This is a genomic window from Streptomyces virginiae, from assembly GCF_000720455.1.
GTDB lineage: Bacteria > Actinomycetota > Actinomycetes > Streptomycetales > Streptomycetaceae > Streptomyces > Streptomyces virginiae.
In genome coordinates this window covers 62,124-87,562 of sequence record NZ_JOAK01000004.1, presented here as the reverse complement: position 1 = coordinate 87,562, position 25,439 = coordinate 62,124, and the positions used below count along the sequence as shown (strand labels likewise).

The 25,439-nt window shown below is 71.9% G+C and carries 27 protein-coding genes; 17 read left to right on the top strand and 10 right to left on the bottom strand.

Features of this window, described 5'->3' with window-relative positions; translation table 11 throughout:
• Positions 1-23 precede the first annotated feature (23 nt).
• From IG86_RS0108720 to IG86_RS0108710, 3 genes are all read right to left on the bottom strand, one after another.
• On the bottom strand, positions 24-665 hold the full coding sequence (locus tag IG86_RS0108720; protein ID WP_030823071.1) for an RDD family protein: 642 nt from the start codon (positions 663-665) through the stop codon (positions 24-26).
• A gap of 253 nt (positions 666-918) precedes the next feature.
• A complete protein-coding gene (locus IG86_RS0108715; protein ID WP_030823074.1) occupies positions 919-1,311 on the bottom strand; it encodes an SCO4983 family protein in 393 nt (130 codons plus the stop codon).
• Positions 1,312-1,412: 101 nt separating this feature from the next.
• Complete coding sequence (locus tag IG86_RS0108710; RefSeq protein WP_030823077.1) at positions 1,413-2,624, bottom strand: pyridoxal phosphate-dependent aminotransferase; 1,212 nt, start codon at positions 2,622-2,624, stop codon at positions 1,413-1,415.
• 339 nt (positions 2,625-2,963) lie between these two features.
• Here IG86_RS0108710 and IG86_RS0108705 point away from each other — a divergent pair, with 339 nt between their 5' ends.
• The 4 genes from IG86_RS0108705 (at position 2,964) to IG86_RS0108690 (ending at position 5,226) form a co-directional block, all read left to right on the top strand.
• Positions 2,964-3,197: a hypothetical protein gene (locus tag IG86_RS0108705; RefSeq protein ID WP_030665735.1), complete on the top strand. Its 234-nt coding sequence runs from the start codon at positions 2,964-2,966 to the stop codon at positions 3,195-3,197.
• Between the two features lie 297 nt (positions 3,198-3,494).
• The gene (locus IG86_RS0108700) at positions 3,495-3,971 is read left to right on the top strand and encodes a macro domain-containing protein (RefSeq protein ID WP_030896084.1); all 477 of its coding nucleotides are present in this window, start codon (positions 3,495-3,497) and stop codon (positions 3,969-3,971) included.
• A 12-nt stretch (positions 3,972-3,983) separates the two neighbouring features.
• Positions 3,984-4,253, top strand: a complete 270-nt coding sequence (locus tag IG86_RS0108695) for a hypothetical protein (protein WP_030829899.1) — start codon at positions 3,984-3,986, stop codon at positions 4,251-4,253.
• Positions 4,254-4,275: 22 nt separating this feature from the next.
• Positions 4,276-5,226, top strand: a complete 951-nt coding sequence (locus IG86_RS0108690; protein ID WP_051785052.1) for an arylamine N-acetyltransferase family protein — start codon at positions 4,276-4,278, stop codon at positions 5,224-5,226.
• A gap of 4 nt (positions 5,227-5,230) precedes the next feature.
• Here IG86_RS0108690 and IG86_RS0108685 read toward each other — a convergent pair whose 3' ends face one another.
• Positions 5,231-5,689 carry a nitroreductase/quinone reductase family protein gene (locus tag IG86_RS0108685; protein ID WP_051785051.1) on the bottom strand — a complete coding sequence of 153 codons (459 nt, stop codon included), beginning with the start codon at positions 5,687-5,689 and terminating at the stop codon, positions 5,231-5,233.
• 107 nt (positions 5,690-5,796) lie between these two features.
• Between IG86_RS0108685 and IG86_RS0108680 the strand changes: the two genes are divergently transcribed.
• On the top strand, positions 5,797-6,810 hold the full coding sequence (locus IG86_RS0108680) for a LysR family transcriptional regulator (protein ID WP_045936974.1): 1,014 nt from the start codon (positions 5,797-5,799) through the stop codon (positions 6,808-6,810).
• A gap of 203 nt (positions 6,811-7,013) precedes the next feature.
• On the opposite strand, the gene IG86_RS0108675 is transcribed toward IG86_RS0108680, so the two are convergent.
• Positions 7,014-7,199, bottom strand: a complete 186-nt coding sequence (locus tag IG86_RS0108675) for a hypothetical protein (protein WP_030034983.1) — start codon at positions 7,197-7,199, stop codon at positions 7,014-7,016.
• A gap of 178 nt (positions 7,200-7,377) precedes the next feature.
• Here IG86_RS0108675 and IG86_RS0108670 point away from each other — a divergent pair, with 178 nt between their 5' ends.
• Positions 7,378-8,733 (top strand): carbohydrate-binding protein, encoded by a 1,356-nt coding sequence (locus IG86_RS0108670; protein ID WP_030896075.1) that lies wholly within the window; start codon positions 7,378-7,380, stop codon positions 8,731-8,733.
• 69 nt (positions 8,734-8,802) lie between these two features.
• Here the strand turns inward: IG86_RS0108670 and IG86_RS0108665 are convergent, their stop codons facing one another.
• Genes IG86_RS0108665 through IG86_RS0108655 form a run of 3 tightly spaced genes read right to left on the bottom strand, consistent with a single transcriptional unit; the run spans position 8,803 to position 12,717 of the window.
• On the bottom strand, positions 8,803-9,819 hold the full coding sequence (locus IG86_RS0108665; protein ID WP_030896072.1) for a YdcF family protein: 1,017 nt from the start codon (positions 9,817-9,819) through the stop codon (positions 8,803-8,805).
• A 22-nt stretch (positions 9,820-9,841) separates the two neighbouring features.
• The gene (locus IG86_RS0108660; protein WP_030829879.1) at positions 9,842-11,422 is read right to left on the bottom strand and encodes an N-acyl-D-amino-acid deacylase family protein; all 1,581 of its coding nucleotides are present in this window, start codon (positions 11,420-11,422) and stop codon (positions 9,842-9,844) included.
• An 8-nt stretch (positions 11,423-11,430) separates the two neighbouring features.
• Positions 11,431-12,717 (bottom strand): alanine racemase, encoded by a 1,287-nt coding sequence (locus tag IG86_RS0108655; protein WP_030896069.1) that lies wholly within the window; start codon positions 12,715-12,717, stop codon positions 11,431-11,433.
• Positions 12,718-12,911: 194 nt separating this feature from the next.
• Between IG86_RS0108655 and IG86_RS0108645 the strand changes: the two genes are divergently transcribed.
• Both IG86_RS0108645 and IG86_RS0108640 read left to right on the top strand, forming a co-directional pair.
• The gene (locus IG86_RS0108645) at positions 12,912-13,670 is read left to right on the top strand and encodes an IclR family transcriptional regulator (protein WP_030896068.1); all 759 of its coding nucleotides are present in this window, start codon (positions 12,912-12,914) and stop codon (positions 13,668-13,670) included.
• Positions 13,667-14,077, top strand: coding sequence for a RidA family protein (locus tag IG86_RS0108640; RefSeq protein WP_030829871.1), 411 nt, complete (start codon positions 13,667-13,669; stop codon positions 14,075-14,077). The genes IG86_RS0108645 and IG86_RS0108640 overlap by 4 nt, the downstream gene beginning before the upstream one ends.
• A gap of 136 nt (positions 14,078-14,213) precedes the next feature.
• Here the strand turns inward: IG86_RS0108640 and IG86_RS0108635 are convergent, their stop codons facing one another.
• A complete protein-coding gene (locus IG86_RS0108635; protein WP_030829869.1) occupies positions 14,214-15,545 on the bottom strand; it encodes a M14 family metallopeptidase in 1,332 nt (443 codons plus the stop codon).
• A 125-nt stretch (positions 15,546-15,670) separates the two neighbouring features.
• Entirely contained in the window at positions 15,671-17,362 is a 1,692-nt protein-coding gene (locus tag IG86_RS0108630) for a chitinase (RefSeq protein WP_045936973.1), read from the bottom strand.
• Between the two features lie 384 nt (positions 17,363-17,746).
• Between IG86_RS0108630 and IG86_RS0108625 the strand changes: the two genes are divergently transcribed.
• Genes IG86_RS0108625 through IG86_RS0108585 form a run of 9 tightly spaced genes read left to right on the top strand, consistent with a single transcriptional unit; the run spans position 17,747 to position 25,418 of the window.
• The gene (locus IG86_RS0108625; protein ID WP_030896066.1) at positions 17,747-18,724 is read left to right on the top strand and encodes a hypothetical protein; all 978 of its coding nucleotides are present in this window, start codon (positions 17,747-17,749) and stop codon (positions 18,722-18,724) included.
• A gap of 50 nt (positions 18,725-18,774) precedes the next feature.
• Complete coding sequence (cpaB, locus tag IG86_RS0108620) at positions 18,775-19,476, top strand: Flp pilus assembly protein CpaB (protein WP_030896063.1); 702 nt, start codon at positions 18,775-18,777, stop codon at positions 19,474-19,476.
• A gap of 7 nt (positions 19,477-19,483) precedes the next feature.
• On the top strand, positions 19,484-20,755 hold the full coding sequence (locus IG86_RS0108615) for a CpaE/TadZ family protein (protein WP_030896060.1): 1,272 nt from the start codon (positions 19,484-19,486) through the stop codon (positions 20,753-20,755).
• Positions 20,756-20,758: 3 nt separating this feature from the next.
• Entirely contained in the window at positions 20,759-21,136 is a 378-nt protein-coding gene (locus IG86_RS0108610) for a TadE/TadG family type IV pilus assembly protein (RefSeq protein WP_030896057.1), read from the top strand.
• A gap of 1 nt (position 21,137) precedes the next feature.
• Positions 21,138-21,533, top strand: a complete 396-nt coding sequence (locus tag IG86_RS0108605) for a TadE/TadG family type IV pilus assembly protein (protein ID WP_030896053.1) — start codon at positions 21,138-21,140, stop codon at positions 21,531-21,533.
• 1 nt (position 21,534) lies between these two features.
• On the top strand, positions 21,535-22,884 hold the full coding sequence (locus IG86_RS0108600) for a TadA family conjugal transfer-associated ATPase (protein ID WP_030896051.1): 1,350 nt from the start codon (positions 21,535-21,537) through the stop codon (positions 22,882-22,884).
• Positions 22,881-23,819, top strand: a complete 939-nt coding sequence (locus tag IG86_RS0108595; RefSeq protein WP_030896048.1) for a type II secretion system F family protein — start codon at positions 22,881-22,883, stop codon at positions 23,817-23,819. Before IG86_RS0108600 ends, IG86_RS0108595 begins: the two co-directional genes overlap by 4 nt.
• A 13-nt stretch (positions 23,820-23,832) precedes the next feature.
• On the top strand, positions 23,833-24,723 hold the full coding sequence (locus IG86_RS0108590; protein WP_107056220.1) for a DUF5936 domain-containing protein: 891 nt from the start codon (positions 23,833-23,835) through the stop codon (positions 24,721-24,723).
• Positions 24,723-25,418: a LuxR C-terminal-related transcriptional regulator gene (locus tag IG86_RS0108585; protein ID WP_030896041.1), complete on the top strand. Its 696-nt coding sequence runs from the start codon at positions 24,723-24,725 to the stop codon at positions 25,416-25,418. The genes IG86_RS0108590 and IG86_RS0108585 overlap by 1 nt, the downstream gene beginning before the upstream one ends.
• Positions 25,419-25,439 lie beyond the last annotated feature (21 nt).

Below are 25,439 nucleotides of genomic sequence, written 5' to 3'. Positions count from 1 at the left end.
GATGCCCGCTCAGGCGTCGCTGTTCACTTCACCTTGACGACGACGGTGCTGCACACCTTGTCGGCGAAGGTCTGCTTCTTGGCGTCCCACAGCGGCCACAGCCAGCCGAGGTAGCAGGCCATGCTGTCCAGGAAGTGCGCCAGCTTGCGGACGAAGGCCATGCCGAAGCCGAGCGTGGCGCCGTCGGCCTCGCGGTGCAGGCTGATGCCGACGATCTTCTTGCCCTGCGTCTGGCCGGTGGTGCCTTCCTTGTAGAGCTGGAAGATGCCCATGCCGAGGGCGTACAGCATGCCGACGAGACCCAGCACGCCGGCGATCGAGTCGCCCGCCTCGTCGCCGGCGAACGCCGAACCGAGGCCGATCAGCAGGTACATCGGGCCGGCGATGATCAGCATGTCGAGCAGGTACGCACCGAAGCGCAGGCCCCAGTGGGCCAGCGGGGGCATCCCTGAGGGCATGCCCGGCATGCCCGGAGGCGGGTACGCGCCGTAGTTCGCCTGCGGCGGGGTCTGCTGCGGGTAGCCGTACTGCGGGGCCGCGCCCGGCGCCGGCTGCTGCGGGTAGCCGTACTGCGGGGGGACGCCCTGCGGGGCCTGCTGCCCGTAGCCGGGCTGGCCCTGCGGGGGCTGCTGGCCGTAGGGGTTGTTCGGATCGCCGAAGCTCATGGGCGCATCTCTCCAGGGTGCTCGATCGGGGACGAAGCGGAGTGGAGGAGATGGTCCATATGAGCGGCCTCCCCCGTGCTGCCGCGATGTTTCAGCCAACATCGTGTTCGGAGCGCGGGGATCTGTCCAATTCGTTGTCCGCGGGGCGGGCCGCGGGGAGCGCCCCGGAAGGGGCCTCGGCCGGTTCCGGAAGGGCAGTTCGGCCGGTCATGGCACCCGGTCCGGAGCCTCCGCGGCCCCGGACCGGGGCCGTCTAGAGGGCGCCGGCCAGGTCCAGGGACTCCAGGGCGGCGGCATGAGCGTCCATGCGCTCGGCGGTGAGGATCGCGACGGTGGTGTCGGCGCGGGACGCGGCGACGAGGAGAGCGCGGGCGGCGAGGTCGTGCGCGCGCCGGTGCAGCGCGGCGGCGTCCCCCGCGGGGCCCTGGGGTGCCCGGGTGGGCAGGGACCCGCGCAGCCGGGCGATCTGGGTGGCGATCGTGTCGGCGGCCTCGTCGAGCCCGAGCTCGTCGGTGACGGCGAGCAGGGCCGCGAGGTGGCCGGCGAGCTGGATGTCCAGCGCTTCGGCACGGCTGCTGTGGGGGTAGTCGACCGTGGTGCCGCCCATGCGCTGGACGACCGGCTTCGTGCGGATCGGCTCGTACATGAGGAGGCCTCCTGCGTGGTCAGGAGACCATCCTACATTGGATTGGTTCTAAAGTTGAGCTGGATCCTGATGTTGGCCGGTGTGGTCGCTTCTGGCCGGGATCAGACCTGGCTGTAGCCGTCCAGGAAGTTCCCGATCCGGGTCACGGCGTCCGCGAGGTCCTTGGCGTTGGGCAGGGTGACGATCCGGAAGTGGTCGGGCTCGGGCCAGTTGAAGCCCGTACCGTGCACGACCATGATCTTCTCGGCCCGCAGAAGGTCCAGGACCATCTGCCGGTCGTCCTTGATCTTGTAGACCGCCGGGTCCAGCCTGGGGAAGGCGTACAGCGCGCCCTTCGGCTTCACGCAGGACACGCCCGGGATCTGCGTGAGCAGGTCGTAGGCGACGTTGCGCTGCTCCAGGATCCGCCCGCCGGGCAGCACCAGGTCCTCGATGGACTGCCGGCCGCCGAGCGCGGTGGCCACCGCGTGCTGCGAGGGCATGTTCGCGCACAGCCGCATGTTCGCGAGGATCGTCAGGCCCTCGATGTAGTCGGTGGCGTGCTTCTTCGGGCCGCACACGGCCATCCAGCCGGCCCGGTAGCCGGCGACCCGGTAGTTCTTGGACAGGCCGTTGAAGGTCAGCGTCAGGACGTCCGGGGCGATCGCGGCCGTGTTGAAGTGCTCGGTGCCGTCGTACAGGATCCGGTCGTAGATCTCGTCCGAGCAGACGACCAGGTTGTGGCGGCGCGCGATGTCCGTCAGCCCGCGCAGCATCTCCTCGTCGTAGACCGCGCCGGTCGGGTTGTTCGGGTTGATGATCACGATCGCCTTGGTGCGGTCGGTCACCTTGCGCTCGATGTCGGCGAGGTCCGGCATCCAGTCGGCCTGCTCGTCGCAGCGGTAGTGGACGGCCGTACCGCCGGCGAGGGAGACGGACGCCGTCCACAGCGGGTAGTCCGGCGCCGGGACCAGGACCTCGTCGCCGTCGTCGAGCAGCGCCTGCATCGACATCGTGATCAGCTCGGAGACGCCGTTGCCGAGGTAGATGTCCTCGACGTCCAGGTCGATGCCCTTGGTCTGGTAGTGCTGCATGACCGCACGGCGCGCGGACAGCAGGCCCTTCGCGTCGCCGTAGCCGTGGGCGGAGCCCAGGTTGCGGAGCATGTCCTCGAGGATCTCCGGCGGGCACTCGAAGCCGAAGGCCGCGGGGTTGCCCGTGTTGAGCTTGAGGATGCGATGACCTGCTGCTTCGAGCCGCATCGCCTCTTCGAGCACGGGGCCGCGGATCTCGTAGCAGACATTGGCGAGTTTCGTTGACTGGATCACCTGCATGACGGGAGCTTACGGGGCCGAGTGCGGGCTCGACCTGCCTTTTCGGGTCAGACTCGAAGGTCGATTTATGCCGTTTGGCGCGATGGGCGGGTGGGGGTGCGCTCTTCCCTTGGAATCCGGGGCCCGGCCGACGTCCGACCTATGGAATGGGTGAGTCCGAGCTGCGCGCGGGGGTGCGTGTTGCCCTCGTCACCTTGGGCGGGCCGATGGGGACCGGAGGTGACTGAGTACCCGGGCTGAGTACGCGCACTCATGCGGGCGCCGGGACCGCGGGAGAGGCTGGGGTCCTGAACCAGGGCGAGTGATGCCTGAACGGCGGCAACCAAGGAGCGCGGGGCAGTGGAGTTCGTAGTCGGTGACATGGCGATCACCACGGTCGGCACGGATGGCGACGACCGGGCGATCGAGTTCCTGGTCAGGCCGGAAGGAACTCTGGAGGAGGGACACTTCGCGATCTTCCGCGAGCACGGCCAGGGCTGGGAGGGCGCCCGCCTGACCATCGACCCCGCGGCGGCCAGCGTCCCGGTGGCGGCGATCGAGTGGGCGGTGGAGTTCGCCCGCGAATACCTCTGAGGGGGGCTTCGGGGGGCCGTTCCACCCGGCCGGGGCCGGGGCGGGACGCGCGGGGCGCCGGGGGGCGGAAGACGCCTGGGCGGGGCCGGGAAGCGTGGGGGCGGCCTGGGGGGCGGGAAACCCCCAAACCCTGATCCCGACCAGCACGAACCCCGCCCCCGAAGCCCCCCGCACCCTTCCGGCGCCGCCGTCCGCGCAGCGCGTGGCTTGCCACCGCCGGGGGATGGGGTTCGCCGGGTACCGCTCGGCCTCCCTCTCCGCTGCGGCGTTGTCGGTGGGGCGTCGTATCGTCCGGGTATGAAGTCGCTGCGGATCATCGCGGGGGATGCGACGAGTCCCCAGGCCAAAGGGCCCAAGGTCATCGCCCATGTCTGCAACGACCTCGGGGGGTGGGGAAAGGGGTTCGTGCTGGCCGTTTCGAAGCGGTGGGCCGAGCCGGAGGCCGCGTACCGGGCCTGGCACCGGGGGCGCAGCGGCAACGACTTCGGGCTGGGCGCCGTGCAGTTGGTGCGGGTGAAGCCCGACGTATGGGTCGCCAACATGGTCGGGCAGCGCGGGATGCGGACCGGGAGCGGGGGCCCGCCGATCCGTTACGACGCGCTGGAGCGCTGCCTGGTCGCGCTGGCCGGGCACGCCGTCGAGCTGGGTGCGAGCGTGCACATGCCGAGGATCGGATGCGGGCTCGCGGGCGGCGTCTGGTCGCGCGTCGAGCCCTTGGTCACCGGGGCGCTGTGCGAGCGCGACATCGAGGTGACCGTCTACGACCGGGCGTGAACCGCTCCGGCCGTGACCGGGGTCGGGCCGGCGCGTTTCTCCCACGTGACGCTCGACGACCTGTACACCAGCATCGTGGCCGAGGAGATCGAATCCCCGGCCGAACCCGAACGCCTGCCCCTCCTCACCCGGGCGGAGGCCGACCTCGTGCTCGCCGTGCTCGACGTCGTCGCGGGCGGCTCCATGGACGACGAGGTGCGGTCCACCGCCCGGGCCCTGCGGTCCCGGCTCGGGCCGCGGTTGTGCACGGAAGGGCCGCATTCCGGTTTGACCTCAAGGTAGGTCGAGGTAGCAGGCTGGAGTCATGAACATCCGGTCAGCCGACATCCCCGCCCCCCTCCTCGCCCCCGTGCCCAGCCCGACCGACCACCGGCCCGACCGGTGGTCCGGCGAGGTGCTCGACCTCGACGCCTATCTGGCCCGGATCGGGTACGACGGCCCCCGCGAGCCCACCCTCGCCGTCCTGCGGGACCTCCAGCGGGCGCACACCACCGGCATCCCCTTCGAGAACGTCCACGCCGTCCTCGGCCGGGACCTGCCGCTCGACCTGCCCTCCGTCGAGGCCCGCCTCGTACGGGACCGTCGCGGCGGCTACTGCTTCGAGCACGTGCTCCTCTTCGCCGCAGCCGTCGAACGCCTCGGGTTCCACGTCACCGGCATGATCGGGCGGGTCAGCCTGGGCGCGCCCAAGGTGCTCCCCGCCACCCACGGCCTGCTCGCCGTGACCGCCCGCGACGACGACCGCGAGTGGCTGTGCGACGTCGGCTTCGGGGCCGGTCCGCTCGGACCGATCGAACTCGCCGACGGCGCCCACGTCGCGTACGACGGCTGGCGGCACCGGCTGGAACGGCGGCCCGGCGCCCACGGCATCGATCAGTGGTGGCTGTACCAGACCGCCCCCGGCCCGTCCGGGCCGGACGACGACCCCGATCGCGTCCCGACGCCCTGGATCGACCGGCACACCTTCACCCTCACCGCCCAGTACCCGATCGACTACGCCGTCGGCAGCCACTTCGTGGGCACGAACGCGCGCTCCCCGTTCGTCCGCCGGCTCTTCGCGCAGCGCATGACCCCGGCCGCCCACCACAGCCTGGACGACCTGAAGCTCGTCACCACCCTCCCCGACGGGTCGAGCACCACCGAGGAGATCGCCGGGGAGGCGCTGGACGGGACCCTGCGCACGGTGTTCGGGATCGCGCTCACGGAGGAGGAACTCCACGAGATCGCCGCCCGCCGGGAGGCGGCGGACGCCTGAGGGTTCAGCGACCCGGGAGGCGTTCCAGGATCACCAGGGGGATCTCGCGGGGCCGGGCGGCCGCCTGGTCGTCCTCGAACGGGGGCCACAGGGCGGTCATCATCTCCCAGTACACCTCCCGTTCCGTCGCGGTGGCGGTGTGCGCCGTCGCCTCGAAGGTGGCCGCGCCCACCTGGAGGCGGACCTCCGGGTGGGCGGTGAGGTTGCGGTACCAGTGGGGGTGGTCCGGGGCGCCGTCGGCGGAGGCCACGACAAGGAAACGGCCGGCGTCCTCGCCGTAGATCAGCGGGATGCGTACGGTGGTGCCGGTGGTGCGGTCGAGCGTCGTGAGCAGCAGGGTGGGGACGCCGTGCCACAGGTGCCCGTCGGCGCCGGCGGTGCTGACGTAGTCGCGGACGTGGTCGAGCCGCGGACCGGGTCGCGGGTCCGTGGGGTGGTCCCAGTCGACTTCGAGTGTGTGCATTTACCTGTCCTTAGGGTCGTGGCCCCCTGGCGGCTAACGAGCATTAACGATTCTGGATGCGTCCGACCCATAGCGCACGTCTATAAGTCTGGACCAAGCTCCGTGTCATGGATCTGGAGCTGAGGCATCTCAAGATCGTCAGGGCCGTCGCCGACGCCGGGAGCCTGACCCGGGCCGCCACCGTGCTCGGTCTGGCGCAGCCCGCGCTCAGCGCGCAGCTGAAGCGGGTCGAGCGGGCGCTGGGCGGCACGCTGTTCGTGCGCGGGCGGGAGGGCGTACGGGCCACCGCGCTCGGGGAGCTGGTGCTGGAGCGGGCCAGGGTGCTGCTGCCCGCGGTGTGCGAGCTCCAGGAGGAGGCGCAGCGGTTCGCACGGCAGGGGGCGCAGGGCTACCGGCTCGGCGGGACGCACGGGCCGCTGCTCGGCGGGCTCGTGGACCGGCTCGCCGATGAGGAGCCCGGGGTTCCGGTGACCACGTACACCTCCTGGTCGGAGAGGGAGGTCGCCGGGAGCGTCGCCGAAGGGCGCCTGGACTTCGCGCTGGTCGGAGTCTGCGGGGAGAGCGCGCCGCCGGAGCCCGGGCGGCTGGCGTGGATGGAGGTGGCGCGGGATCCGGTGCACGTGATGCTGGCCGAGGAGCACCCGCTGGCCCTGGAGCGGGCTCCGCGCGATGAGGTCGAGCTGGCCGAGCTGGCCGCCGAGGCGTGGACGGACGTCCCCGGCGACGGGTGCTTCGGCGACTGCTTCGCCGCGGCGTGCGTGCGGGCGGGCTTCACGCCCGCCTGCGTCTACGAGACCGACACGGCCTCCTGTGTGCACCTGGTGCAGGTGGGGCGGGCCGTGGGGCTGTGCCGGGCCACGTTCCCGGCGACCCCGGGGGTGGTCACCCGGCCGCTCGCCGGGACCCCGCTGGTGTGGCGGCACGTGCTCGGGTGGCATCCCGCCGCGCGGGTCGCTGCGCGGGCGGTGGAGGTGCTGGGGCATGCGAGGGCTGCCCATGCCGAGGCCCTGGGGCGGGCGGCGGGTGGGGGCTCGGCCCTGCGGGCGGCTCCGGTCCCGGTTTCCGCTCCGGCTCCGGTTTCCGGGGGGTTGCGGTCGGCCGCGCCGTGGCCTGCGGCGTAATGCGTGCGGTGCGGTGCGTTGAGTTGCCGGGTGCGGCGCCGTTGCCCCCGCGCCCCCGCGCCTCAAACGCCGGCGGGGCTGGGTGGGCCGGCGGGGCTGAGTGGGCTGGGTGGGTCGGTGGGGCTGCGGGAGCGCGGCGCCGCCCCGCTCCGCGGTGGGGCGGGGACGGGGCGGGTGGGGCAGCCGTTGGGTGTTGCCGGGGGCTAGGGCAGGTAGCGCTCGATGACCTGCGGGCCCTCCTTCTCGATCAACTTGCGGGCCTTCTCGACCCGCTCCGGAGTCGGGTCGTGGCCTGTCGCCATCACGAGGTCTTCGGGGTCGTACGGCCGTTCCCCGCCCGTGAAGAGCCGGTCCGACCGTGTGGGCTGCTCGTCGGGTTCACTGACCATCGCGTACCTCCTACGGTTTCCCTGCCCCCATACTCCGGCCGCCGCCCCATGAACGCACCTCGGCCGCCGCGGGGTGAGGGGCATACCGCCGGGGGAGGGTCCAACTGACAGCTCCCGCAGGAAGGTTCGGATTTCTACGGTTTCCGCAGACCCCCACCGGAAACCGAGGAGATCCCCCATGCTCAAGCGACACGCCCGCGCGGCGTGTACCGCCCTGGCCGCCGCCGGGCTGCTGCTGGCCGGGACCGGCGGCGCCGTCGCCGACCCGGCCCCCGCCCCCGCGGTGCCCTCGGCGGCCACCACCCTGCGGACCGCCGACGCACCTCCCGAGCTGCTCGCCGCCATGCAGCGCGACCTCGGCCTGACCCCCACGCAGGCCAAGGCCCGTCTCGTACACGAAGCCGAGGCCGGGGCCACCGCCGCCCGCCTCCGGGACCGGCTCGGCGCGGCCTTCGCCGGGGCCTGGGTGGACGGGGCCGACGCCGGCACCCTCACCGTCGCCACCACGCGGGCCGCCGACACCGCCGCGATACGGGCCGCCGGGGCCCGGGCGCAGCTGGTCGCCCGTACCCTGGCCGACCTCGACGGCGCCAAGGCCGCGCTGGACCGGGCCGCCGGCCCCGCGACCCCCGTCCGCTACGTGGACCCGCGCTCCAACACGCTCGTCGTCGAGGAGACCGAGGCGGGCGCGGCGGCCCGGCTGCTCGCCGCCACCGGCACCGACGCCGCCCAGGTCACGGTGGTCCGTACGGCACAGGCCCCGCGTCCGCTCTACGACCTGCGCGGCGGGGACGCCTATTACATGAACGGCAGCGGCCGCTGCTCCGTCGGCTTCCCCGTGACCAAGGGGACCGTGAACGGCTTCGCCACCGCCGGGCACTGCGGGCGCGCCGGGACGACCACCTCCGGCTTCAACCAGGTCGCCCAGGGCTCCTTCCAGGCCTCGGTCTTCCCCGGCAACGACATGGCGTGGGTCGCCGCGAACACGAACTGGACCTCGACCCCGTACGTGAAGGGCAGCGGCGGCGCGAACGTGCAGGTCGCGGGCTCGGTGCTGCAGCCGGTGGGGGCCTCGGTGTGCCGGTCCGGCTCGACCACCGGATGGCACTGCGGAACGATCCAGCAGCACAACACCAGCGTCACCTACCCCGAGGGCACCATCTCCGGCGTGACCCGTACGACGGTCTGCGCCGAGCCGGGCGACTCCGGCGGCTCCTACATCTCCGGGAGCCAGGCCCAGGGCGTGACCTCGGGCGGCTCCGGCAACTGCTCCGGCGGCGGGACCACCTTCTTCCAGCCGCTGAACCCGATCCTGTCGGCGTACGGGCTGACCCTCAAGGTCGGCGGCGGCGATCCGGGCCCCGGCCCCGGTCCCGGCGAGCCCGAGCCGGGCGGCACCTGGAAGGCGGGCACCGTCTACGCGGCCGGCGCGAGCGTCACCCACGGCGGCGCGACCTACCGCTGCCTCCAGGGCCACCAGGCCCAGACCGGCTGGGAGCCGCCGAACGTCCCGGCGCTCTGGCAGCGGGTCTGATTCGTACGGTGACCGGTGCCGTGACTGCCAAGGGGGGAGTCACGGCACCTTCTCCGTCGTCGCCGCGCGTCAGACGAGGACCGCGGCCAGCGTGCCGAGCGCGCCGAAGACGGCCAGCAGGCCGCAGATGGCGAGGTTCACGGTCCGGTGTTCCCAGAAGATCGCGACGAACTCGCGGATGGTCGCGCTCGGCCAGTAGTACTTCGCGGTGGGGGAGCCCAGCACCTGCCCGTTGACGCCGGTCTTGCGCGCCAGCATCGCGGCCCGGAAGGCGTGGAAGTTGTTGGTGACGACCACGCACCGGTACGCCGGATCGTGCGCCTCCATGATCTCCCGGCTGAAGCGCATGTTCTCCTCGGTCGTCGTGGACCGGTCCTCCAGCACGATGTGGTCCGCCGGCACGCCCTCCGCGATCAGCCAGTCCGCCATCGCCCGGGCCTCCGCGACCTTTTCGTCCGAGCCCTTGCCACCCGAGACGAGCAGCACCGGCGGCCGGCCGCCGCGGGCCAGCTGGCGCTCGTAGATCTGCTGCCCCTTGCGCAGGCGTGAGGCCAGCAGCGGCGGCACGCGGTCCCCGCCGATCAGGCCCGAGCCCAGCATGACCACGTGGTCGATGTCGCCGCGCACCTTGATCCGGCCGTAGAGGAACGCGTAGCCGAGGAAGCAGAAGAAGACGAAGGAGACGTAGCCGGCGACGACGGTGAGGGTTCCGGCGATGCCGCCGAGGACGGGGGAGCCGACCACGGCGACGAGGATCAGCAACGCGATCAGCGCGAAGATCGCGAGGCCCGCGAGCATCGACAGCAGGTTGGCCGGGCGGAAGCCCTCCTTGCGGACCATGGTCATGCCGTTGCGCACGAGGAGGACGCCGAGCGCCAGGATGCCGAACGCGGGCGAGGCGAAGGTGAGGACGACGACCGTGACGGCCGCCCAGAAGGGCAGCTTGCCCACCTGGAGGAAGAGGGCGGAGAAGGCCGTGAGGAAGGTCAGTCCCAGGAGTACGGCGTTGCTGAAGCGGCGCCGGTCCTGCCGGACGCTTATGCAGAACGCGAGGAACAGCAGGGCGGCGAGGGCGAAGGCGACCATGGGGCCATCGTAGGTGGCGCGTTCACCGTGGCCCGCGCTCGGTCCGGCGCACCGAACGTCCGGCCAGCACCTGGGTCCTGCGCCCGTCGCGCATCACGAACCGTCCGCCGATCAGGACGTGCGGGATCCCGGTGGGCAGCGTGCGGGGCCGCTCGTACGTGGAGCCGGCCGCGACCGTGTCCGGGTCGAAGAGGACGAGGTCGGCCCGGTGGCCCACGCGGACCAGGCCCCGGTCGGGCAGGCGCAGCCGCGCCGCGGGGCGGCCGGACAGGTGCGCGACGCACTCCTCCAGGGAGAGCAGGCCGAGTTCGCGGACGTAGTGCCCCAGGTAGTGCGGGAAGGTGCCGTACGCCCGCGGGTGCGGTTTCGCGCCCTGGAGGATGCCGTCGGAGCCGCCGGTGTGGGCGCGGTGGCGCATGATCGTCCGGACGTTCTCCTCGTGGCCGACGTGCTGGAGGACCGTCGGCGCGAGCCGGTCGCCGATCAGGAGCCGGCGGGCGGTGTCCCAGCCGTCCACGCGGGTGCCCACGTGAGCGGCGTACGCGGGGTCGGCGACGCCCGAGACCTCGATCGTCGACCAGTCGACGGGGACCCCGTGGCAGCCGTCGGCGCCCTCGGTCTCCAGCGCGTGCCGGATCCGCGCGGCCTGGTCGTCGTCGCGCAGCCGGGCCAGGACCGCCTCCGGGCCGCCCGCGTTCGCCCAACTCGGCAGCAGTGCCACGAGGGTGGTGCAGCCGGGGGTGTACGGGTAGCTGTCCAGGGTGATGTCGGCGCCCGCGTCCAGAGCCGTGTCGAGGAGGGCGAGGAGTTCGGGGGCGCGGCCCTCGTTCTCGCCGAAGTTCATGGTGGCGTGGGCGAGGTGCAGGGCGCAGCCGGCCTCCCGGGCCAGGTCCACCATCTCCGTGTAGGCGGCGAGGGCGCCCCGGCCGTAACTGCGGTGGTGGGGGCAGTAGTAGCCGCCGTAGCGGGCCACCACCCGGCACAGTTCGCCCAGTTCGCTGCCGGAGGCGTACATGCCGGGGGTGTAGGTGAGCCCGGAGGACATGCCGACGGCGCCCTGCGCGAGGCCGTCGGCGACGAGGGCGCGCATCCGGTCCAGTTCGGCCGCGGTCGCCGGGCGGTCGTCCCAGCCGACGACGTGGGCGCGGACCGTGCCCTGGGGGACGAGGTAGGCGGCGTTGACGGCTACGCCCTCGCCGCCGAAGCCGCGGTCCAGCCGGTCGAGGTACCCGCCGACGGTGCGCCAGTCGAAGTCGACGTCGTCGCCGGGGCCGTTCCAGCCGGCGATGGCGGCCCGGACCGCGTCGAGGGTGCGGTCGTCGACGGGCGCGTACGACAGGCCGTCCTGGCCGAGGACTTCGAGGGTGACGCCCTGGGCGGCCTTCGCGCTGTGGTCCGGGTCGCGGAGCAGGGCGAGGTCGCTGTGGGCGTGCATGTCGACGAAGCCGGGGGCCAGGACGAGACCGCGCGCGTCGACGGTCTCGCGGCCCCCGGACAGTTTGCCGACGGCGGCGATCCGGCCCTCGTGGACCGCGACGTCCGCGGTGTACGAGGGGCCGCCCGTGCCGTCGACGACACGGGCGCCCCGCAGGACCAGGTCCACGGCCGGGCCTAGAAGAAGGTGCGGACGTAGTCGGTGACGGTGCCGTCGGCCTCCACGACCGGGATCAGCGGCCACTTCTCGAAGATCGTGCAGGGGTGGGACATGCCGAGGGCCACCCAGTCGCCGACCCGGACGTCGTCGGCCGAGCCGGTCTCCAGCCAGGCGTGCTGGTCGGACAGCTTCACGACGCGGATGCCCGTGGCGGGCCGCTCCTCGCCGGTGAGCGGGTCGCGGACCAGTTCGGCCTCGGGCAGGCCCAGGTCGTAGGCGATGTCGCGCTTGCCCGCGTTGACGAAGGCCTGGGTGGGGGAGGGGCGGGAGACGACCTGGGTCCACAGACGGAACGCCGGGCGCAGACCGCCCTCCTCGGGGTGGCGGTTGAAGGGGGTCAGGCGGGTGTACCAGCCGTGGTCGTGGGAGACGTACGCGCCCGAGCGGAGCAGCTTCAGGACGGGCCGGGAGAGCTCCAGGAGCTCGGCGAAGACGTCGGCGACGGCGTCGAACCAGGCGGAGCCGCCGGCGCTGACGACGATCTCGTCGAGGTCGGCCGCGAACCGGCCCGCCTTGTCGAACTCGACGGCGAGGGCGGTCAGCCGGCGCAGGTACGCGTGGACGCGCGCGGGGTCGGCCTCGGGCACCTCGGCCTCGTAACCGCCCATGCCGACTAGGCGCAGGGTGGTGGTGGCGGCGACCGCGTCGGCGACGGCGCGGCAGTCCTCGTCGGTGCGGGCACCGGTACGGGCGCCCTCGCCGGCGCCGAGCTCGACGACGACGTCGACGCGGGCGGGCGCGCCCCGCAGGGCCCGGTCCATGAGCTGGACCCCGCGCACGGAGTCGACGTAGCAGACGAAGCGGAAGGCGGGGTCGGCGGCGAGTTCGCCGGCCACCCAGCGCAGCGCGGCCGCGTCGACGAGCTCGTTGGCGAGGAAGATCCGCCGGATGCCGAAGGCGCGGTAGACGCGGGCCTGGTGGGGGACGGCGGCGGTGATGCCCCACGCGCCGTGGTCCAGCTGGCGGCGGAAGAGCTGCGGGGACATGCAGGTCTTGCCGTGCGGGGCGAAGGCGAGGTCGTGGCGGGCGGCGTAGGTGCCGAGCGCGGCGAGGTTGTGCTCCAGCGCGTCCGCGTCGAGGGTCAGGACGGGGGTGGTGAACCCGCCGGTGTGCAGGTCGCGGCGCTGGGCGGCGAGCTGCCCGACGGTGAGGCCGTCCGCCTGGGCGTCCGGGGGCAGGCCCTTGAACCGGTGGTCGACCGGCTCGTCGGCGAGGTCCTTGACGGGGTCGCTGGCGCTGGCCATGCGGATGCCTCCCGGGTGTGTTGCGTTGCCTGCAACGGTCGTTGCGTGTAGCACTGCATGCTGTCTAACATCCCCGGTGACGGCGGGTCAACGTGCGGAAGGTTCACCCTCGCCGGCGTGGAGGCGCAGCTCCGGGCCGAGCCCGGTGCGCCGGCGGAGCCGGTGGTCGTCGTGACCGTACGGGAGGACGCGGGATGAGCCAGTCGGTCGAAAGAGCGCTCGGCATCCTGCCGCTGCTCGCGAAGGGACCCGCCGGCCTCGGCGACGTCGCCGACGAGCTGGGCGTGCACAAGAGCACCGCGCTGCGCCTGCTGCGCACCCTGAACGAGGGCGGCTTCGTCTACCGCTGTCCCGACGGCCGCTACCGCCTCGGCGCGCGCCTCTTCGCGCTCGCCGCCGAGGCCATCGAGAACCTCGACGTCCGCGAGGTCGCCCGCCCCCACCTGGCCGAGCTGAACCATGCCACCGGCCACACGGTGCACCTCGCCCTGCACCAGGACGACGAGGTCGTCTACGTCGACAAGGTCGACAGCCGCTACCCGGTGCGCATGTACTCCCGCATCGGCAGGCCCGTGCCCCTCACCGTCGCCGCCGTCGCCAAGCTGCTCCTCGCCGACCTCCCCGAGGGCGAACGCCGGGCCCTCGCCCACCGCATCGAGTACCCCCGCTACACCGCCCGCTCCACCCCGGACGCCGAGGCCTTCCTCCGCGAACTGGACCTCGTACGGGAGCAGGGCTGGGCCACCGACCTCGGCGGCCACGAGGAGTCGATCAACTGCCTGGGCGCGCCCGTGCGCGGGCCCGGCGGGCGGGTCGTCGCCGCGCTGTCCGTCTCCGCGCCAAGGGTGGTCGTCCCGGCGGAGGGGCTGCTCGAACTGCTGCCGCAGGTACTGCGTACCGCCGGTGCCATCAGCCAGGACTATTCAGGAGTTCAGGAGAAGGAGACAGCGTGACCGAGAAGACCGCCCTCACCCCCGCCACCCACACCGTCCCGCCCGCGAAGTTCTCGCACGGGGTGCGCAAGGGGAACATCCTGCAGGTGGCCGGGCAGGTCGGGTTCCTGCCGCACGTGGAGGGCCGGCCGCCGACGCCGGCCGGGCCGACGCTGCGCGAGCAGACCCTCCAGACGCTGGAGAACGTCCGCTCCGTGCTGGAGGCGGGCGGCGCGGGCTGGGACGACGTGATGATGATCCGCGTCTACCTCACCGACACGGCGCACTTCGCCGAGATGAACGACCTCTACAACGCCTACTTCGAGGAGCAGGGACTGAAGGAGGCCCCGGCCGCCCGCACCACCGTGTACGTGGGCCTGCCGGCCGGGCTGCTCATCGAGATCGACGCGCTCGCCGTCCTGGGCTGACGCCCCGCACGCCCCGCACGCCCCGCACGCCCCGCACGCCCCGCACGCCCCTGGACAGGGGCCGACGCCCCGCCGCAGGGGAGGGGACGCCCCCCTGGCGGCGGGGCGCCCCCGGTTCAGGTGCCCGTGCGCCCCGCTATGAGCAGTACTGGGCTTCCTTGCCGATCGAGCGGTACATGCAGTCCGCGTTCTCCAGGAGCTGGAGCACGGCGTCCTTGTTGCGGGCGGTCTCGCGGTCGATCACCTCGTCCGGCGGGTAGAAGCCGCCGCCGCCGCTCTCCGGGTACATCTCGAAGGTGTAGGAGAAGATCTTCTGGTTGCCCCACAGCCAGTCGTCGATCGTCCCGTCCGTGATGTAGAGGTCGCTCGACTGCTCCGGCGTGTAGCCGTTGCTGGCCGCCATGCTCGTGCCGATCTTCTTGTAGACGGCGAGGTCGTCGGCGGTCAGGCCCGGGGCGGTGTCGTTGTAGGTGTAGCCGAACGGCCACAGCACCAGCTCGCTGTAGGTGTGGAAGTCGATCGCGGCCTTGATCTGCTGCTTGCCGCCGATCACCCGGCTGCGCACGAAGTCCGACACGACCTTCACCTCGGGCGCGGACTCGGCGGCCGCGCCGCGGTAGGTCTCGGAGCTCTTGCTGCTGCTGGAGCCGCCGCAGCAGCCCCACTTGTAGTTCCAGTTCCGGTTCTCGTCGGTGCCGACGTAGGAGGATCCGGAGTTGGGCTGCCGGTTCTTGCGCCAGGAGCGGTAGGAGCCGGTGGCGATGTCGTACTCGCCGCCGTCCGGGTTGAGGTCCGGGACGATCCAGATCTCGCGGCCGTTGACGGCGTTCGTGACGCGGGAGTCGGTGCCGTACTTGGAGGTGAACTCCTTGAGCAGGTACAGCGCCATCTCGACGGTCAGGTGCTCGCGGGCGTGCTGGTGCGCGGTGAAGAGCACCTCGGGCTCGGACTCGTCCGTCGCGACGTTGTCGCTGATCTTGATGGCGAGGAGGTCCCGGCCCTGGTACGACTTGCCGATCACCTGCTTGGAGGCGATCGCCGGGTACTGCGCGACGAGCTGGTTGATCTCGGCCGTCGCCTCGGCGTAGTTGTGGTACTTGGAGTCCGCCGAGGGGAAGTCCATCGGGCTGGCGGCGATGCCGGGCAGCGAGCGGTCCGGGGGCCCGGGCAGGGCGGTCAGCTTGTAGCCCAGCTCCTTCAGCTTCCTGGCCTGCATGGTGTCGGCGCTGACCACCACGGTGTGGTCGTCCACCTCGTCGATCGAGACGCCCGTACGGAGCAGGGCGGTGCGGTCGGCGACGGTGGAGGGTCCGTGGATCCGGTACTGGACGATGGCCTCGTCCTGGGTGGCGGTGGACGGGCTGGGCGGTGGCGCTGCCGTCGCGCTCATGCCGTAGGCGGGTGCGCCCAGCGCGAGCGCCAGCAGGGCCGCCGTCAGGCCGGCCCTCCGGCGGGTATGGAGCCGCATGCGTTCTCCTGGGTGGGGAGTGTGGGGGTAGCCGTGCGGACGCGCTCAGCGTCCTCTTGTGGCATGTCCCGGTCAAGGACCTCGGACGCCGGCCGAACCGATCCGGCCACCCCCACACGTACCGCCTACGGGAGCCCGTGGACCTTGGGACCCACCGAGTTCGACCAAGCACTACCCGCCTTGGCGTCCCAGTTGGTGGACCAGGTCATCGCGCCGCGCAGCCCCGGGTAGGTCTTCGACGGCTTGAAGGATCCGCAGTTCGTGCCGCGGGCCAGGCAGTCCAGGGCGTTGTTGACGACCGTCGGGGAGACGTAGCCGCTGCCCGCGCCGCTGGGGGAGGCCGGGACGCCGATGCCCACCTGCGAGGCGTCGAGGCCGCCCTCCAGCTGGATGCAGGCCAGCGCGGTGAGGAAGTCCACAGAGCCCTGTGAGTAGACCTTGCCGTCGCAGCCGTTCATCGAGCCGCTGTTGTAGTACTGCATGTTGACGACGGTGAGGATGTCCTTGATGTTGAGCGCCGTCTTGAAGTAGCCGCCCTGCGTGGACTGCATGTCGATCGTCTGCGGGGCCATGGTGATCACCAGCGACGGGCCCGCCTTCGCGGACAGGGCGCGCAGCGCCTGCGTCATGTAGGTGGGGTTGAGGCCGTTCTCCAGGTCGATGTCGATGCCGGTGAAGCCGTACTCCTGCATCAGGGCGTACGCCGAGTTCGCGAGGTTGGTCGCGGAGGCGGGGTCGTTGACCGTGATGGTCCCCTTCTCGCCGCCGATGGAGAGGATGACCGACTTCCCGGCCGCCTTCTTCGCGGCGATGTCGGCCTTGAACTGGGCGACGGTGTAACCGCCGAGGCCGGCCGAGTCGAGGTTGAAGGTGATGGCGCCGGGCGTGGTGGTGGCGTCGGCGAAGGAGACGGCGATGATGTCGTACTGCGCGGAGACGTCGGAGATCTTCTGGACGGTCGCGCCGTTGTTGAAGTTCTGCCAGTAGCCGGTCAGGGCGTGCTTGGGGACGGCCGGGTTCCCCGGGTTCCCGCCGCCGGTCGTGGTTCCCGTCACCGGAGCCGACTTGGGGCCCTCACCCGCCGTGTTGTACGCGCTCACCTGGAAGGAGTACGAGGTGGACGGCGCGAGACCGGAGATCGGGGCAGAGGTGCCGGACACGGTCTGGACGCGGGCGCCGTCCTGGTACACGTGGTAGCCGGACGCGCCGCTGACGGCGTTCCACGAAAGGGTGAGACCGTTCGCGCTCTGGCCGGAAACGGCGGCTCCGGCCGGTGCGCCCGGGATGCCCGGCCCGGGGTCGGTGCCCCCGCCGCCGTCCGGGCCGAAGACGCTGAACTCGTCCACGGTGTAGGCCGGCTGGCCGTACCAGCCGTGCGTGTAGACGGTGACCTGGGTGGTGGAGGGGCCGGTGGTGAAGGTGGTGGACAGCTTCTGCCAGCCGCCGCCCGAGCCGGGGGTCCAGGTGGAGACGTCCTGGGTGCCCGTCCCGGTCGCGCCGAGGTAGACGTAGCTGCCCTGCACCTGTGTGCTCAGCGTGTACGTCGAGTTCGGCTTGACCGTGACGGTCTGACTGCAGCGCGCGTTGTCGGAACCGGCCGGTGTGGCCTTCAGGGCGCCGGCCCCGGCGTAGACGGGCGAGGAGACGGCGGCGCCGCTCCCGCCGGAACAGGACCAGTTGGCGAGACCCGACTCGAAGCCGCCGTTGCGGGCGACGTTGACGTCCGCGGCCTGTGCCGCACCGGCGGCGAGAGCCGTCAGCGCCCCGGCGGCGACGGTCACGGCGAGCGGCAGGGAGAGGGAGCGTATGCGGTTCACGTGGGCTCCGTGGGGGGAGGTGTGGTGGTGGGGGGAGAGCCGGACCGTGTGGGGGTGGGGCCGACTCACGGCGTGCGCTGCCAAGTTGGTCCAGACCAATCCTCGTGTCAAGAGTCTTCGCAAAGTGGCTTGAAATGGCTGATTGCGTGATCCCTGTTGTCCGGGTTTTCCGTCACCTGTGACCGCTGCCTTACACACGGGAATCACCAAGCCCCTGACCTGCCAGGGGTGACGCGGTTATGGTGCTGAGGCAAGGGGGGATGGGCGACGGGCCGTCCGCGGTCGTGCAGTGGTGCGCGCACGCGACACGGCTGCGACGCGTCCCCGTCGAGCGCGCGAGAGTCCGGGCGTACGGGGAGAACGTGGGGGAACGGGGGAATTCGCGTGCCGACCGCCATCGCTGTCACCAGCGCCGACCTGGTGCTGCCGGCCCCTGACCGGCACACGCCCGGGGCCGCCCTGCTGCACCCGCCCGAACAGCACGACCTGGAGGCCGCGCTCGCCGGGACCAGCGCCCTGCTCGAACGGCACGGCCACGTCGTGGCCCTCGTACCGCCCTGGCTGCCGCGGCCCACCGTCCAGCGGCTGCACACCGTCCGGGCGATCCTGGAAACCGACCGGATCGCGCTGCTCGACATCGATCTGCCGCCGCTGGGCACGGCCCTGCTGGCCCGTCAGCTGCGCCAGCTCAGCGTCTGCGACTTCAGCCCCGGAGTCATCGCCTCCGCGGCCCGGCTGCTGTCCCACTACATCTTCGCGGGCGCCCTGCTCGGCTCCGTCGCCAAACTCGACCGGGTCCGCGTGCCCGTCGGGCTGGGGGCGCACGCCCGGTCCTGGTCGCCGAGCGCGCAGTTCGCCGTACTCGCCCACCCGACACCGCACCTGGCCAAGCTGGGATCCGCCGGCGGAGGAAGCCGCGGACGCGGCGGACGCAGCGGCCGCGGGGGGTCGCACGGTGCGTCCCACGGCTCGCACACCGGGTCGCACGGCTCCCACGGCGCGGCGGCGGACCTGCCCGCCGGACCCGACTTCGCCACGCACCTCACCTTCGCTCGCGGCCAGCTCACCTCCGACTGGGTCGCCGCCGAACTCGCCCCCGCCTGGCAGGTGCAGGGAGTCCTGGAGAGCCCGCTGCCGGCCGCCTCACCCGCCTGGTGGGGCACCCCCAAGCTCGTCGAGTTCGCCGCCGGCATCCCCGACCTGTCCGTGCTCTACCAGCTGGTCGCCTCGGTCCGCCGCGAGCAGTGCCGCTGGTGCGGCCTGGAACTCATCGGCGACCGCTGCGGCTTCTGCGCCGCGCCGCTCACCGCCCCACCGCCGTCCGAGGCGGTGCCGGCGAGCACCGGCCGCTCCAGACCCTGACCGACGACCGAACGTACGAATGAAGAAAGAACGGCGAGGTAGTACGGCCTATGAACTCACGCCAGCGCCGCGGCGTCATTCTGCTGCTCCTGTCGGTCCTGTGCGCCCTGGGGGCCTTCGCCGGAGTCCTCGTGGTGATCGGCGACGTCAACTCCAAGGTCGGGTCCGAGGTCGTCGCCTACCGCGCCAAGGCCGACATAGCCCCGTACAGCCCGCTGGCGGCCGGCCAGTTCGAGGAGATCAGGATCCCCGAGCGGTGGCTGTCCGACACGGCCGTCACCGACCTCGGCGCGCTCAGGGACAAGATCGCGCTCACCACCCTGAAGAAGGGCTCGCTGCTCCAGACGGACATGTTCGTCGACCGGCCGCAGCTCCAGCCCGGTGAGCAGGAGATCGCCATCATGATCGACGCGGCCACGGGCGTGGCCGGGAAGATCACCTCCGGTGCCAAGGTCAACATCATCGCCACCTTCAAGGGCGCCAAGGACACCGAGCCCTCCCGTTCGGTGATCATCGTCGCCAACGCCCGGGTCCTGAACGTCGGCAAGCTCACCGCCCTGGAGAAGGACAGCGACCGCAAGGGCCCCTCCGAGGCCGTGCCGATCACCTTCGCCCTGAGCACCAAGGACACCCAGCGCGTCGCGTACGCCGAGTCCTTCGCGGAGCACGTGCGCCTCGCGCTGGTCGCCCCCGGCACCGACTCCGCGCCCGCCGCGGGCGACCGTACGTACACCCTCGACGGGGACAAGTGAGGCCCGGATGACCACCCGAATCCTCCCCGCGGTCGCAGACCCGGACGCCGCCCGCATCTTCTCCACCCTGCTGAGCCAGCTCCCGTCGGCGGAGCCCGCGGCTCCGGTCGCCGACTCGACCACCCTGCTGGACACCCTCGCCCGGCTCGCCCTCGACTCCCTCGACGACCTCCCCGAGGTCGTCCTCGTCCACGAGCGGATCGGCCCGGTCCCCGCCCTGGAGCTCATCCGGGAAGTCGCCCTGCGCTTCCCGGCGGTGGGTGTCGTCCTGGTCTCCTCGGACGCCGGCCCCGCGCTCTTCTCCGCCGCGATGGACTCCGGCGCCCGGGGCCTCGTCGGCCTGCCGCTGTCCTACGAGGAACTCGCCGCCCGCGTCCAGGCCGCCGCCCAGTGGGCCGTCGGCGTCCGCCGCCACCTGGGCAAGGGCGCCGCCGACGCCTTCACCGGACCGGGCGGCCGGGTGGTCACGGTCACCGGGGCCAAGGGCGGTGTGGGCACCACCTTCACCGCCGTCCAGTTCGCGCTCGCCGCGGCCGCCTCGGGACGGCGTACCGCACTGGTCGACATGGACCTCCAGGCCGGCGACGTGGGCTCGTACCTCGACGTGCAGTTCCGGCGGTCCATCGCCGACCTCGCCGGGATCCAGGACATCTCCCCGCGGGTCCTCCAGGACGCGGTCTACGAGGACCGCACCGGGCTCGCGCTGCTGCTGGCCCCGGCCGACGGCGAACGCGGCGAGGAGGTCGACGACCGGGCCGCCCGCCACATCGTCGGCGCCCTGCGCAGCCGCTACGAGCTCGTCGTCGTCGACTGCGGGACCCAGGTGACCGGCGCCAACGCCGCCGCGGTGGAGATGGCGGACGTCGCGGTCCTGGTCACCACCCCCGACGTGATCGCGGTACGGGCCGCCAAGCGCATGGTCCGGCTGTGGGAACGGCTCCAGGTCCGCAAGGCCGAGGACACCTCGGTGGTCGTCAACCGCTGGAGCAAGCACACCGAGATCCAGCCCGCCCTCATCGAGAAGATCACCAAGACGCGCGCCACCCGCACCCCCGTCCCGGCCGCCTTCAAGGAACTCCAGGCCGTGGTCGACGCGGGCCGCGTCCAGGACCTCGACAACCGCTCGACGGTCAAGCAGGCCCTGTGGACCCTGGCCGGCGAACTCGGCCTCCTGGCCGCCGCCCCGGACACCCCGCCGCCCGCCGGCCCCCCGGGCGGCGCCCTGACCCTGCGCGCCGCGGGCACGGTCTCCCGCCTGCGCCGCGGCCGGGAGGGCTGACCGATGCCCGCCCGGAGAGGAGGCCGGGGCGACCGGGGCGACCGCGGCCAGGTGGCGATCGAGTTCGTCGGCACGGTACCGCTGATCCTGCTCCTGGTGGCGGCGGTGTGGGAGTGCGTCCTGATCGGCTACGCCTTCTCCCTGGCGGGCAACGCGGCGGACGAGGCGGCCCGGGCGGGGGCGGTGCACGGGCCCGCGGCCTGCCAGGCGGCGGCGGGAGCGCACGTCGGCAGTGCCTGGAACATGACCGTCGCCTGTTCGGAGACGGGTGGGATCGTCACCGCTCGCGTCAGCCTCAACCTCCCGCTCCTGTACCCCGGTCTCGACATCGGCGTCCCGATCGAGGGCGAGGCCGGCTCTCCGAAGGAAGAGGAGGAGTGACATGGACCGCTACCGGTACGGCCGCCTCCGCCGGGCCCAAGCGGGGGACCGGGGCCAGGCGGCCCTGGAGTACGTGGGCTTCCTCCCGTTTCTGCTGCTGGTCGCACTCTGCGGAATCCAGCTGGGCTGGGCCGCGTACGTCGTGCAGCAGGCGGAGACCGCGGCACGTACTGCGGCGCGCGCCGAGGCTCGCAAGCCCGGAAGCGGCGATGCGGCGGGCCGCGCGGCGATCAGGGAGGGCCTGCGTGGGCCGGGCACCACCTTCGCCTTCGACACCTCGCCCGACGCGGTGACGGTGACCGTCCGGATCACGATCGAATCCATCGTGCCCGGCGTAGGCAACGGTGAGACCACCCGCAGCGCCACGATGCCCAACGACGATCCCGAGGGACCCTGACATGAGCCTGCGTTCCCGGGTCAGCACCCCCGACGACCGCCACAGCCCCCGCGAGGACGGCCGGCTGGTCTCCTCCTACCGCGCCAAGCTGCTGGAGGAGATCGACCTCGCCGAGATGTCCGCGCTCGCACCGGCCGAGCGCCGGGCGCGCCTGGAACGCGTACTCGGGCACATCATCAGCCGCGAGGGCCCCGTCCTGTCCACCGTCGAACGCGCGCAGCTCATCCGCCGCGTCGTCGACGAGGCACTCGGACTCGGCGTGCTCGAACCGCTCCTCGAAGACGCCTCCATCTCCGAGATCATGGTCAACGGACCCGACCAGATCTTCGTCGAGCGGGCCGGCCGCGTCGAGCAGCTCCCCCTCCGCTTCGCCTCGCACGAGCAGCTCATGCAGACCATCGAGCGCATCGTCTCGACCGTCAACCGCCGCGTCGACGAGGCCAATCCCATGGTCGACGCCCGCCTGCCGAGCGGCGAGCGCGTCAACGTCATCATCCCGCCGCTCTCCCTGACCGGCGCCACCCTCACCATCCGCCGCTTCCCGCGCGCTTTCACCCTGCACGAGATGATCGCCCTCGGCTCCCTCGACGAGCAGATGCTCCTGCTGCTGTCCGGGCTGGTCCAGGCGAAGATGAACGTGATCGTCTCCGGCGCCACCGGCACCGGCAAGACCACCCTCCTCAACGCCCTCTCCGGCCTGATCCCGGAGGGCGAGCGCATCATCACCATCGAGGACTCCGCCGAACTGCAGCTGCAGCAGGCCCACGTCATCCGCCTGGAATCCCGGCCGGCGAACGTGGAGGGCAAGGGCCAGATCACCATCCGCGACCTCGTACGCAACTCCCTGCGCATGCGCCCCGACCGCATCATCGTCGGCGAGGTCCGCGGCGGCGAGACCCTCGACATGCTCCAGGCCATGTCCACCGGCCACGACGGCTCGCTGGCCACCGTCCACGCCAACAGCTCCTCCGACGCCCTGACGCGCCTGCAGACCCTGGCCTCCATGTCGGAGGTCGAGATCCCCTTCGAAGCCCTGCAGGACCAGATCAACAGCGCCGTCAACGTCATCGTGCAGCTGACGCGCTTCGGCGACGGCTCGCGCCGCATCACGGAGATCTCCATCCTCGAATCACACGGCCGCGAACCCTTCCGGATCACCACCGTCTGCCGGTTCGTCGCCCAGCCCATGGGCCCGGACGGCCGCGTCCACGGCTTCTTCGAGTACTACCCGCTGCCCCGCCGCATCGCCGAACGCCTCTACATGAACAACCAGCCCATCCCGCAGGCCTTCGGCGTCGCACTACCGGACGACCCCCTCACCACGCCCCACATCACACGGACCGCCCTGTGAACCCACTGATCCTCCTCACCCTCGGCATCACCCTGCTGGCCTGCGTGCTCGCGGTCGTCGGCCTCCAGGCGTACGCGGCCGGCCGCGCCCAGCACGCCGCCCTCGTCGAACGCCTCTCGGCGAGCGGCGTACCCGAACCGCTCGGCCGGGTACGCCGCTTCCGGAAGATCGACCGCCGTTTGCGCCGGACCGCGCTGGGCCGCCGTATCGAGGTCAAGCTCGCGGTCACCGGACTGGACCTCACGGTGGGCGAGTTCTTCGTCTACGTGTGTGCGGCCATCGCCGGACTCTGGATGGTCGCCGCCTCCTTCCTTGCCCCCTTCTTCGGACCGGTGGCCGGCCTGATCGGCCTGTGGGCGGCCAACGCCTTCCTCAACTGGCAGCGTGCCCGCCGCACCGAACGGTTCGTCAACCAGCTCCCGGACCTGGCCCGCATCCTCGCCAACGCCACCCAGGCCGGGCTGGCCCTGCGCACGGCCATCGGCATCGCTGCCGAGGAGCTCGACGCGCCCGCAGGCGAGGAGCTGGCGCGGGTCGCCGACCGGCTCGCCGTGGGCCACTCCATCGATGAGGCGCTCGGAGAGATCGCCGAGCGCCTGCCCTCGCGGGAACTCGTCGTGCTCGTCTCCACCCTCGTCCTGTCGGCGCGGGCCGGCGGAGCGATCGTGGAGAGCCTGCGCAACCTGACGGTGACGCTGGAGCAGCGCAAGGAGACCCGTCGCGAGATCCGCACCCAGCTGTCCCAGGTGACGGTGACGGCGTATCTGGTGCCGGTGATGGGAGTCGGCTCGCTGCTGCTGGTGGACCTGCTGATGCCGGGCGCCCTGGACCGTATGACCGGCTCCGTCATCGGCCAGACCGCCGTTCTGGTGGCCATCGGCCTCTTCGCCGTCGGCTTCGTCCTTATCCGCCGCCTGTCCAAGATCGACGTGTGAGGAGTCGGGGATGATCGCTTGGCTCCTGGCGCTGGCCGGGGCGCTCTCAGTCCTCGGCGCCTTCCACGGCATCCGGCTCTACCGCGCCGATGTCAAACTTCCGACCGACCTGGCCCTCGCGCTCGAAGTCGGGGCCACCCGCACCACCGTGGTCGGCTCGATCGTCGACCGCGCAGGCATCCGTTACGCCCCGCTGATACTGCGGCTGATGGGCCCGGACCGGGTGACACGCAAACGTCGGCAGATCGACACCGCCGGAAACCCGTCCGGGCTCACCATCGACCGCTACGCTGCGCGCCGCGCCGTCTACGCGATCCTGGGCGGCCTCGGCGCCTTCGCGATGCTGCTCAACGGGCAGCTGATCCTGGCCCTGCTCATGGTGGCCTTCGGCTTCTTCTGGATCGAAGTAGGACTCTGGTCGGCCATCCGGATCCGCCGCGACCACATCGAGCGGACCCTGCCCGACTTCCTCGACGTCCTTGCCGTCGTGGTCAGCGCCGGGCTCGGCTTCCGGCAGGCGCTGGAGCGGGTGGCGGACAAGTACCAGGGGCCGTGGTCGGACGAGATCCGGATCACCCTGCAGCAGATGGCCATGGGGGTCAGCCGTCGCCAGGCCTTCGACGAGCTGCGCAGGCGCAACGACAGCGAGCAAGTCGCCCAGTTCGTGACTGCCCTCCAACAGGGCGAAGAGCTGGGCTCGCCGATCGTGGAGACGCTGATCGCCATCGCGGAGGACATGCGCCGAACGGACGCACAGAACGCGAGGCGGCGGGCCGCTCGGGCCGTCCCGCGAGCGACGCTCGCCGTCACGATGTTCATGCTGCCCGGCACGATGATCTTGTTGATCGGCGGGTTCGTGTACGGGGCGAACGTAGACTTCGGCGCGATGTTCGGGGGACGGTGATGCCGCCCGTGCGGATCCGCGTCCTGATCGCCGACGGCAACCCGGTCGTCCGGGCGGGCCTGGCGGCCCTGCTGGCCGCCGTCCCGGACATCGAAGTGGCGGCAGCCGCGTCGGACGGCGGTGAAGCCCTGCACCTGACACGTCTGCACGCTCCCGACGTGATCCTGCTGGACGTGCGCATGCCGGGCGTGGACGGCATCTCGGCCCTCCCTCACCTCGTACAGCTCGCTCCGGTACTGATGCTGACGTACAGCCAGGAGGCCGGGGTCGTCCGAGAGTCCCTGCTGCTGGGTGCGGGCGGTTATCTGATCCATGGCGAATTCACGCCAGAGCACCTGATCGCGGCGGTGCGCGACGTACGGGTCGGGCGGGCGCACTTCAGCCCGACGGCGGCGAGCGCGGTCCTCGCGGAGCTGAGGGCCTCTTCGCAACCGCAAGGGAATGTGGCACAGTCTTCCGAGCATCACCGTCTCAACCGGCTTGAATTCGGGCTGAGTTCGCGTGAGGAGGAGGTTATGGACCTCATCGCGTCCGGGATGAGCAACCAACAGATCGCGGCCACCTGCTTCATCAGTGAGAAGACGGTCAAGAACCACATCAACCGCATCTTCGCGAAGCTCCGGAGCGCGACCCGCAGCGAGGCGATAGCGCGGTGGCTGGGAACCGCCCGCCCAGGGGTGACGGGACATGGGTAGACGGAGTGCGCAGTGGGTCCG

What these genes read in the sequence shown, in the direction of transcription:
- IG86_RS0108720 (WP_030823071.1), bottom strand. Translation starts at nt 665, where the DNA reads ATGAGCTTCGGCGATCCGAACAACCCCTACGGCCAGCAGCCCCCGCAG.
- IG86_RS0108715 (WP_030823074.1), bottom strand. Translation starts at nt 1,311, where the DNA reads ATGTACGAGCCGATCCGCACGAAGCCGGTCGTCCAGCGCATGGGCGGC.
- IG86_RS0108710 (WP_030823077.1), bottom strand. Translation starts at nt 2,624, where the DNA reads ATGCAGGTGATCCAGTCAACGAAACTCGCCAATGTCTGCTACGAGATC.
- IG86_RS0108700 (WP_030896084.1), top strand. Translation starts at nt 3,495, where the DNA reads ATGAAGTCGCTGCGGATCATCGCGGGGGATGCGACGAGTCCCCAGGCC.
- IG86_RS0108690 (WP_051785052.1), top strand. Translation starts at nt 4,276, where the DNA reads ATGAACATCCGGTCAGCCGACATCCCCGCCCCCCTCCTCGCCCCCGTG.
- IG86_RS0108685 (WP_051785051.1), bottom strand. Translation starts at nt 5,689, where the DNA reads ATGCACACACTCGAAGTCGACTGGGACCACCCCACGGACCCGCGACCC.
- IG86_RS0108680 (WP_045936974.1), top strand. Translation starts at nt 5,797, where the DNA reads ATGGATCTGGAGCTGAGGCATCTCAAGATCGTCAGGGCCGTCGCCGAC.
- IG86_RS0108675 (WP_030034983.1), bottom strand. Translation starts at nt 7,199, where the DNA reads ATGGTCAGTGAACCCGACGAGCAGCCCACACGGTCGGACCGGCTCTTC.
- IG86_RS0108670 (WP_030896075.1), top strand. Translation starts at nt 7,378, where the DNA reads ATGCTCAAGCGACACGCCCGCGCGGCGTGTACCGCCCTGGCCGCCGCC.
- IG86_RS0108665 (WP_030896072.1), bottom strand. Translation starts at nt 9,819, where the DNA reads ATGGTCGCCTTCGCCCTCGCCGCCCTGCTGTTCCTCGCGTTCTGCATA.
- IG86_RS0108655 (WP_030896069.1), bottom strand. Translation starts at nt 12,717, where the DNA reads ATGGCCAGCGCCAGCGACCCCGTCAAGGACCTCGCCGACGAGCCGGTC.
- IG86_RS0108645 (WP_030896068.1), top strand. Translation starts at nt 12,912, where the DNA reads ATGAGCCAGTCGGTCGAAAGAGCGCTCGGCATCCTGCCGCTGCTCGCG.
- IG86_RS0108635 (WP_030829869.1), bottom strand. Translation starts at nt 15,545, where the DNA reads ATGCGGCTCCATACCCGCCGGAGGGCCGGCCTGACGGCGGCCCTGCTG.
- cpaB (WP_030896063.1), top strand. Translation starts at nt 18,775, where the DNA reads ATGAACTCACGCCAGCGCCGCGGCGTCATTCTGCTGCTCCTGTCGGTC.
- IG86_RS0108615 (WP_030896060.1), top strand. Translation starts at nt 19,484, where the DNA reads ATGACCACCCGAATCCTCCCCGCGGTCGCAGACCCGGACGCCGCCCGC.
- IG86_RS0108610 (WP_030896057.1), top strand. Translation starts at nt 20,759, where the DNA reads ATGCCCGCCCGGAGAGGAGGCCGGGGCGACCGGGGCGACCGCGGCCAG.
- IG86_RS0108605 (WP_030896053.1), top strand. Translation starts at nt 21,138, where the DNA reads ATGGACCGCTACCGGTACGGCCGCCTCCGCCGGGCCCAAGCGGGGGAC.
- IG86_RS0108600 (WP_030896051.1), top strand. Translation starts at nt 21,535, where the DNA reads ATGAGCCTGCGTTCCCGGGTCAGCACCCCCGACGACCGCCACAGCCCC.
- IG86_RS0108585 (WP_030896041.1), top strand. Translation starts at nt 24,723, where the DNA reads ATGCCGCCCGTGCGGATCCGCGTCCTGATCGCCGACGGCAACCCGGTC.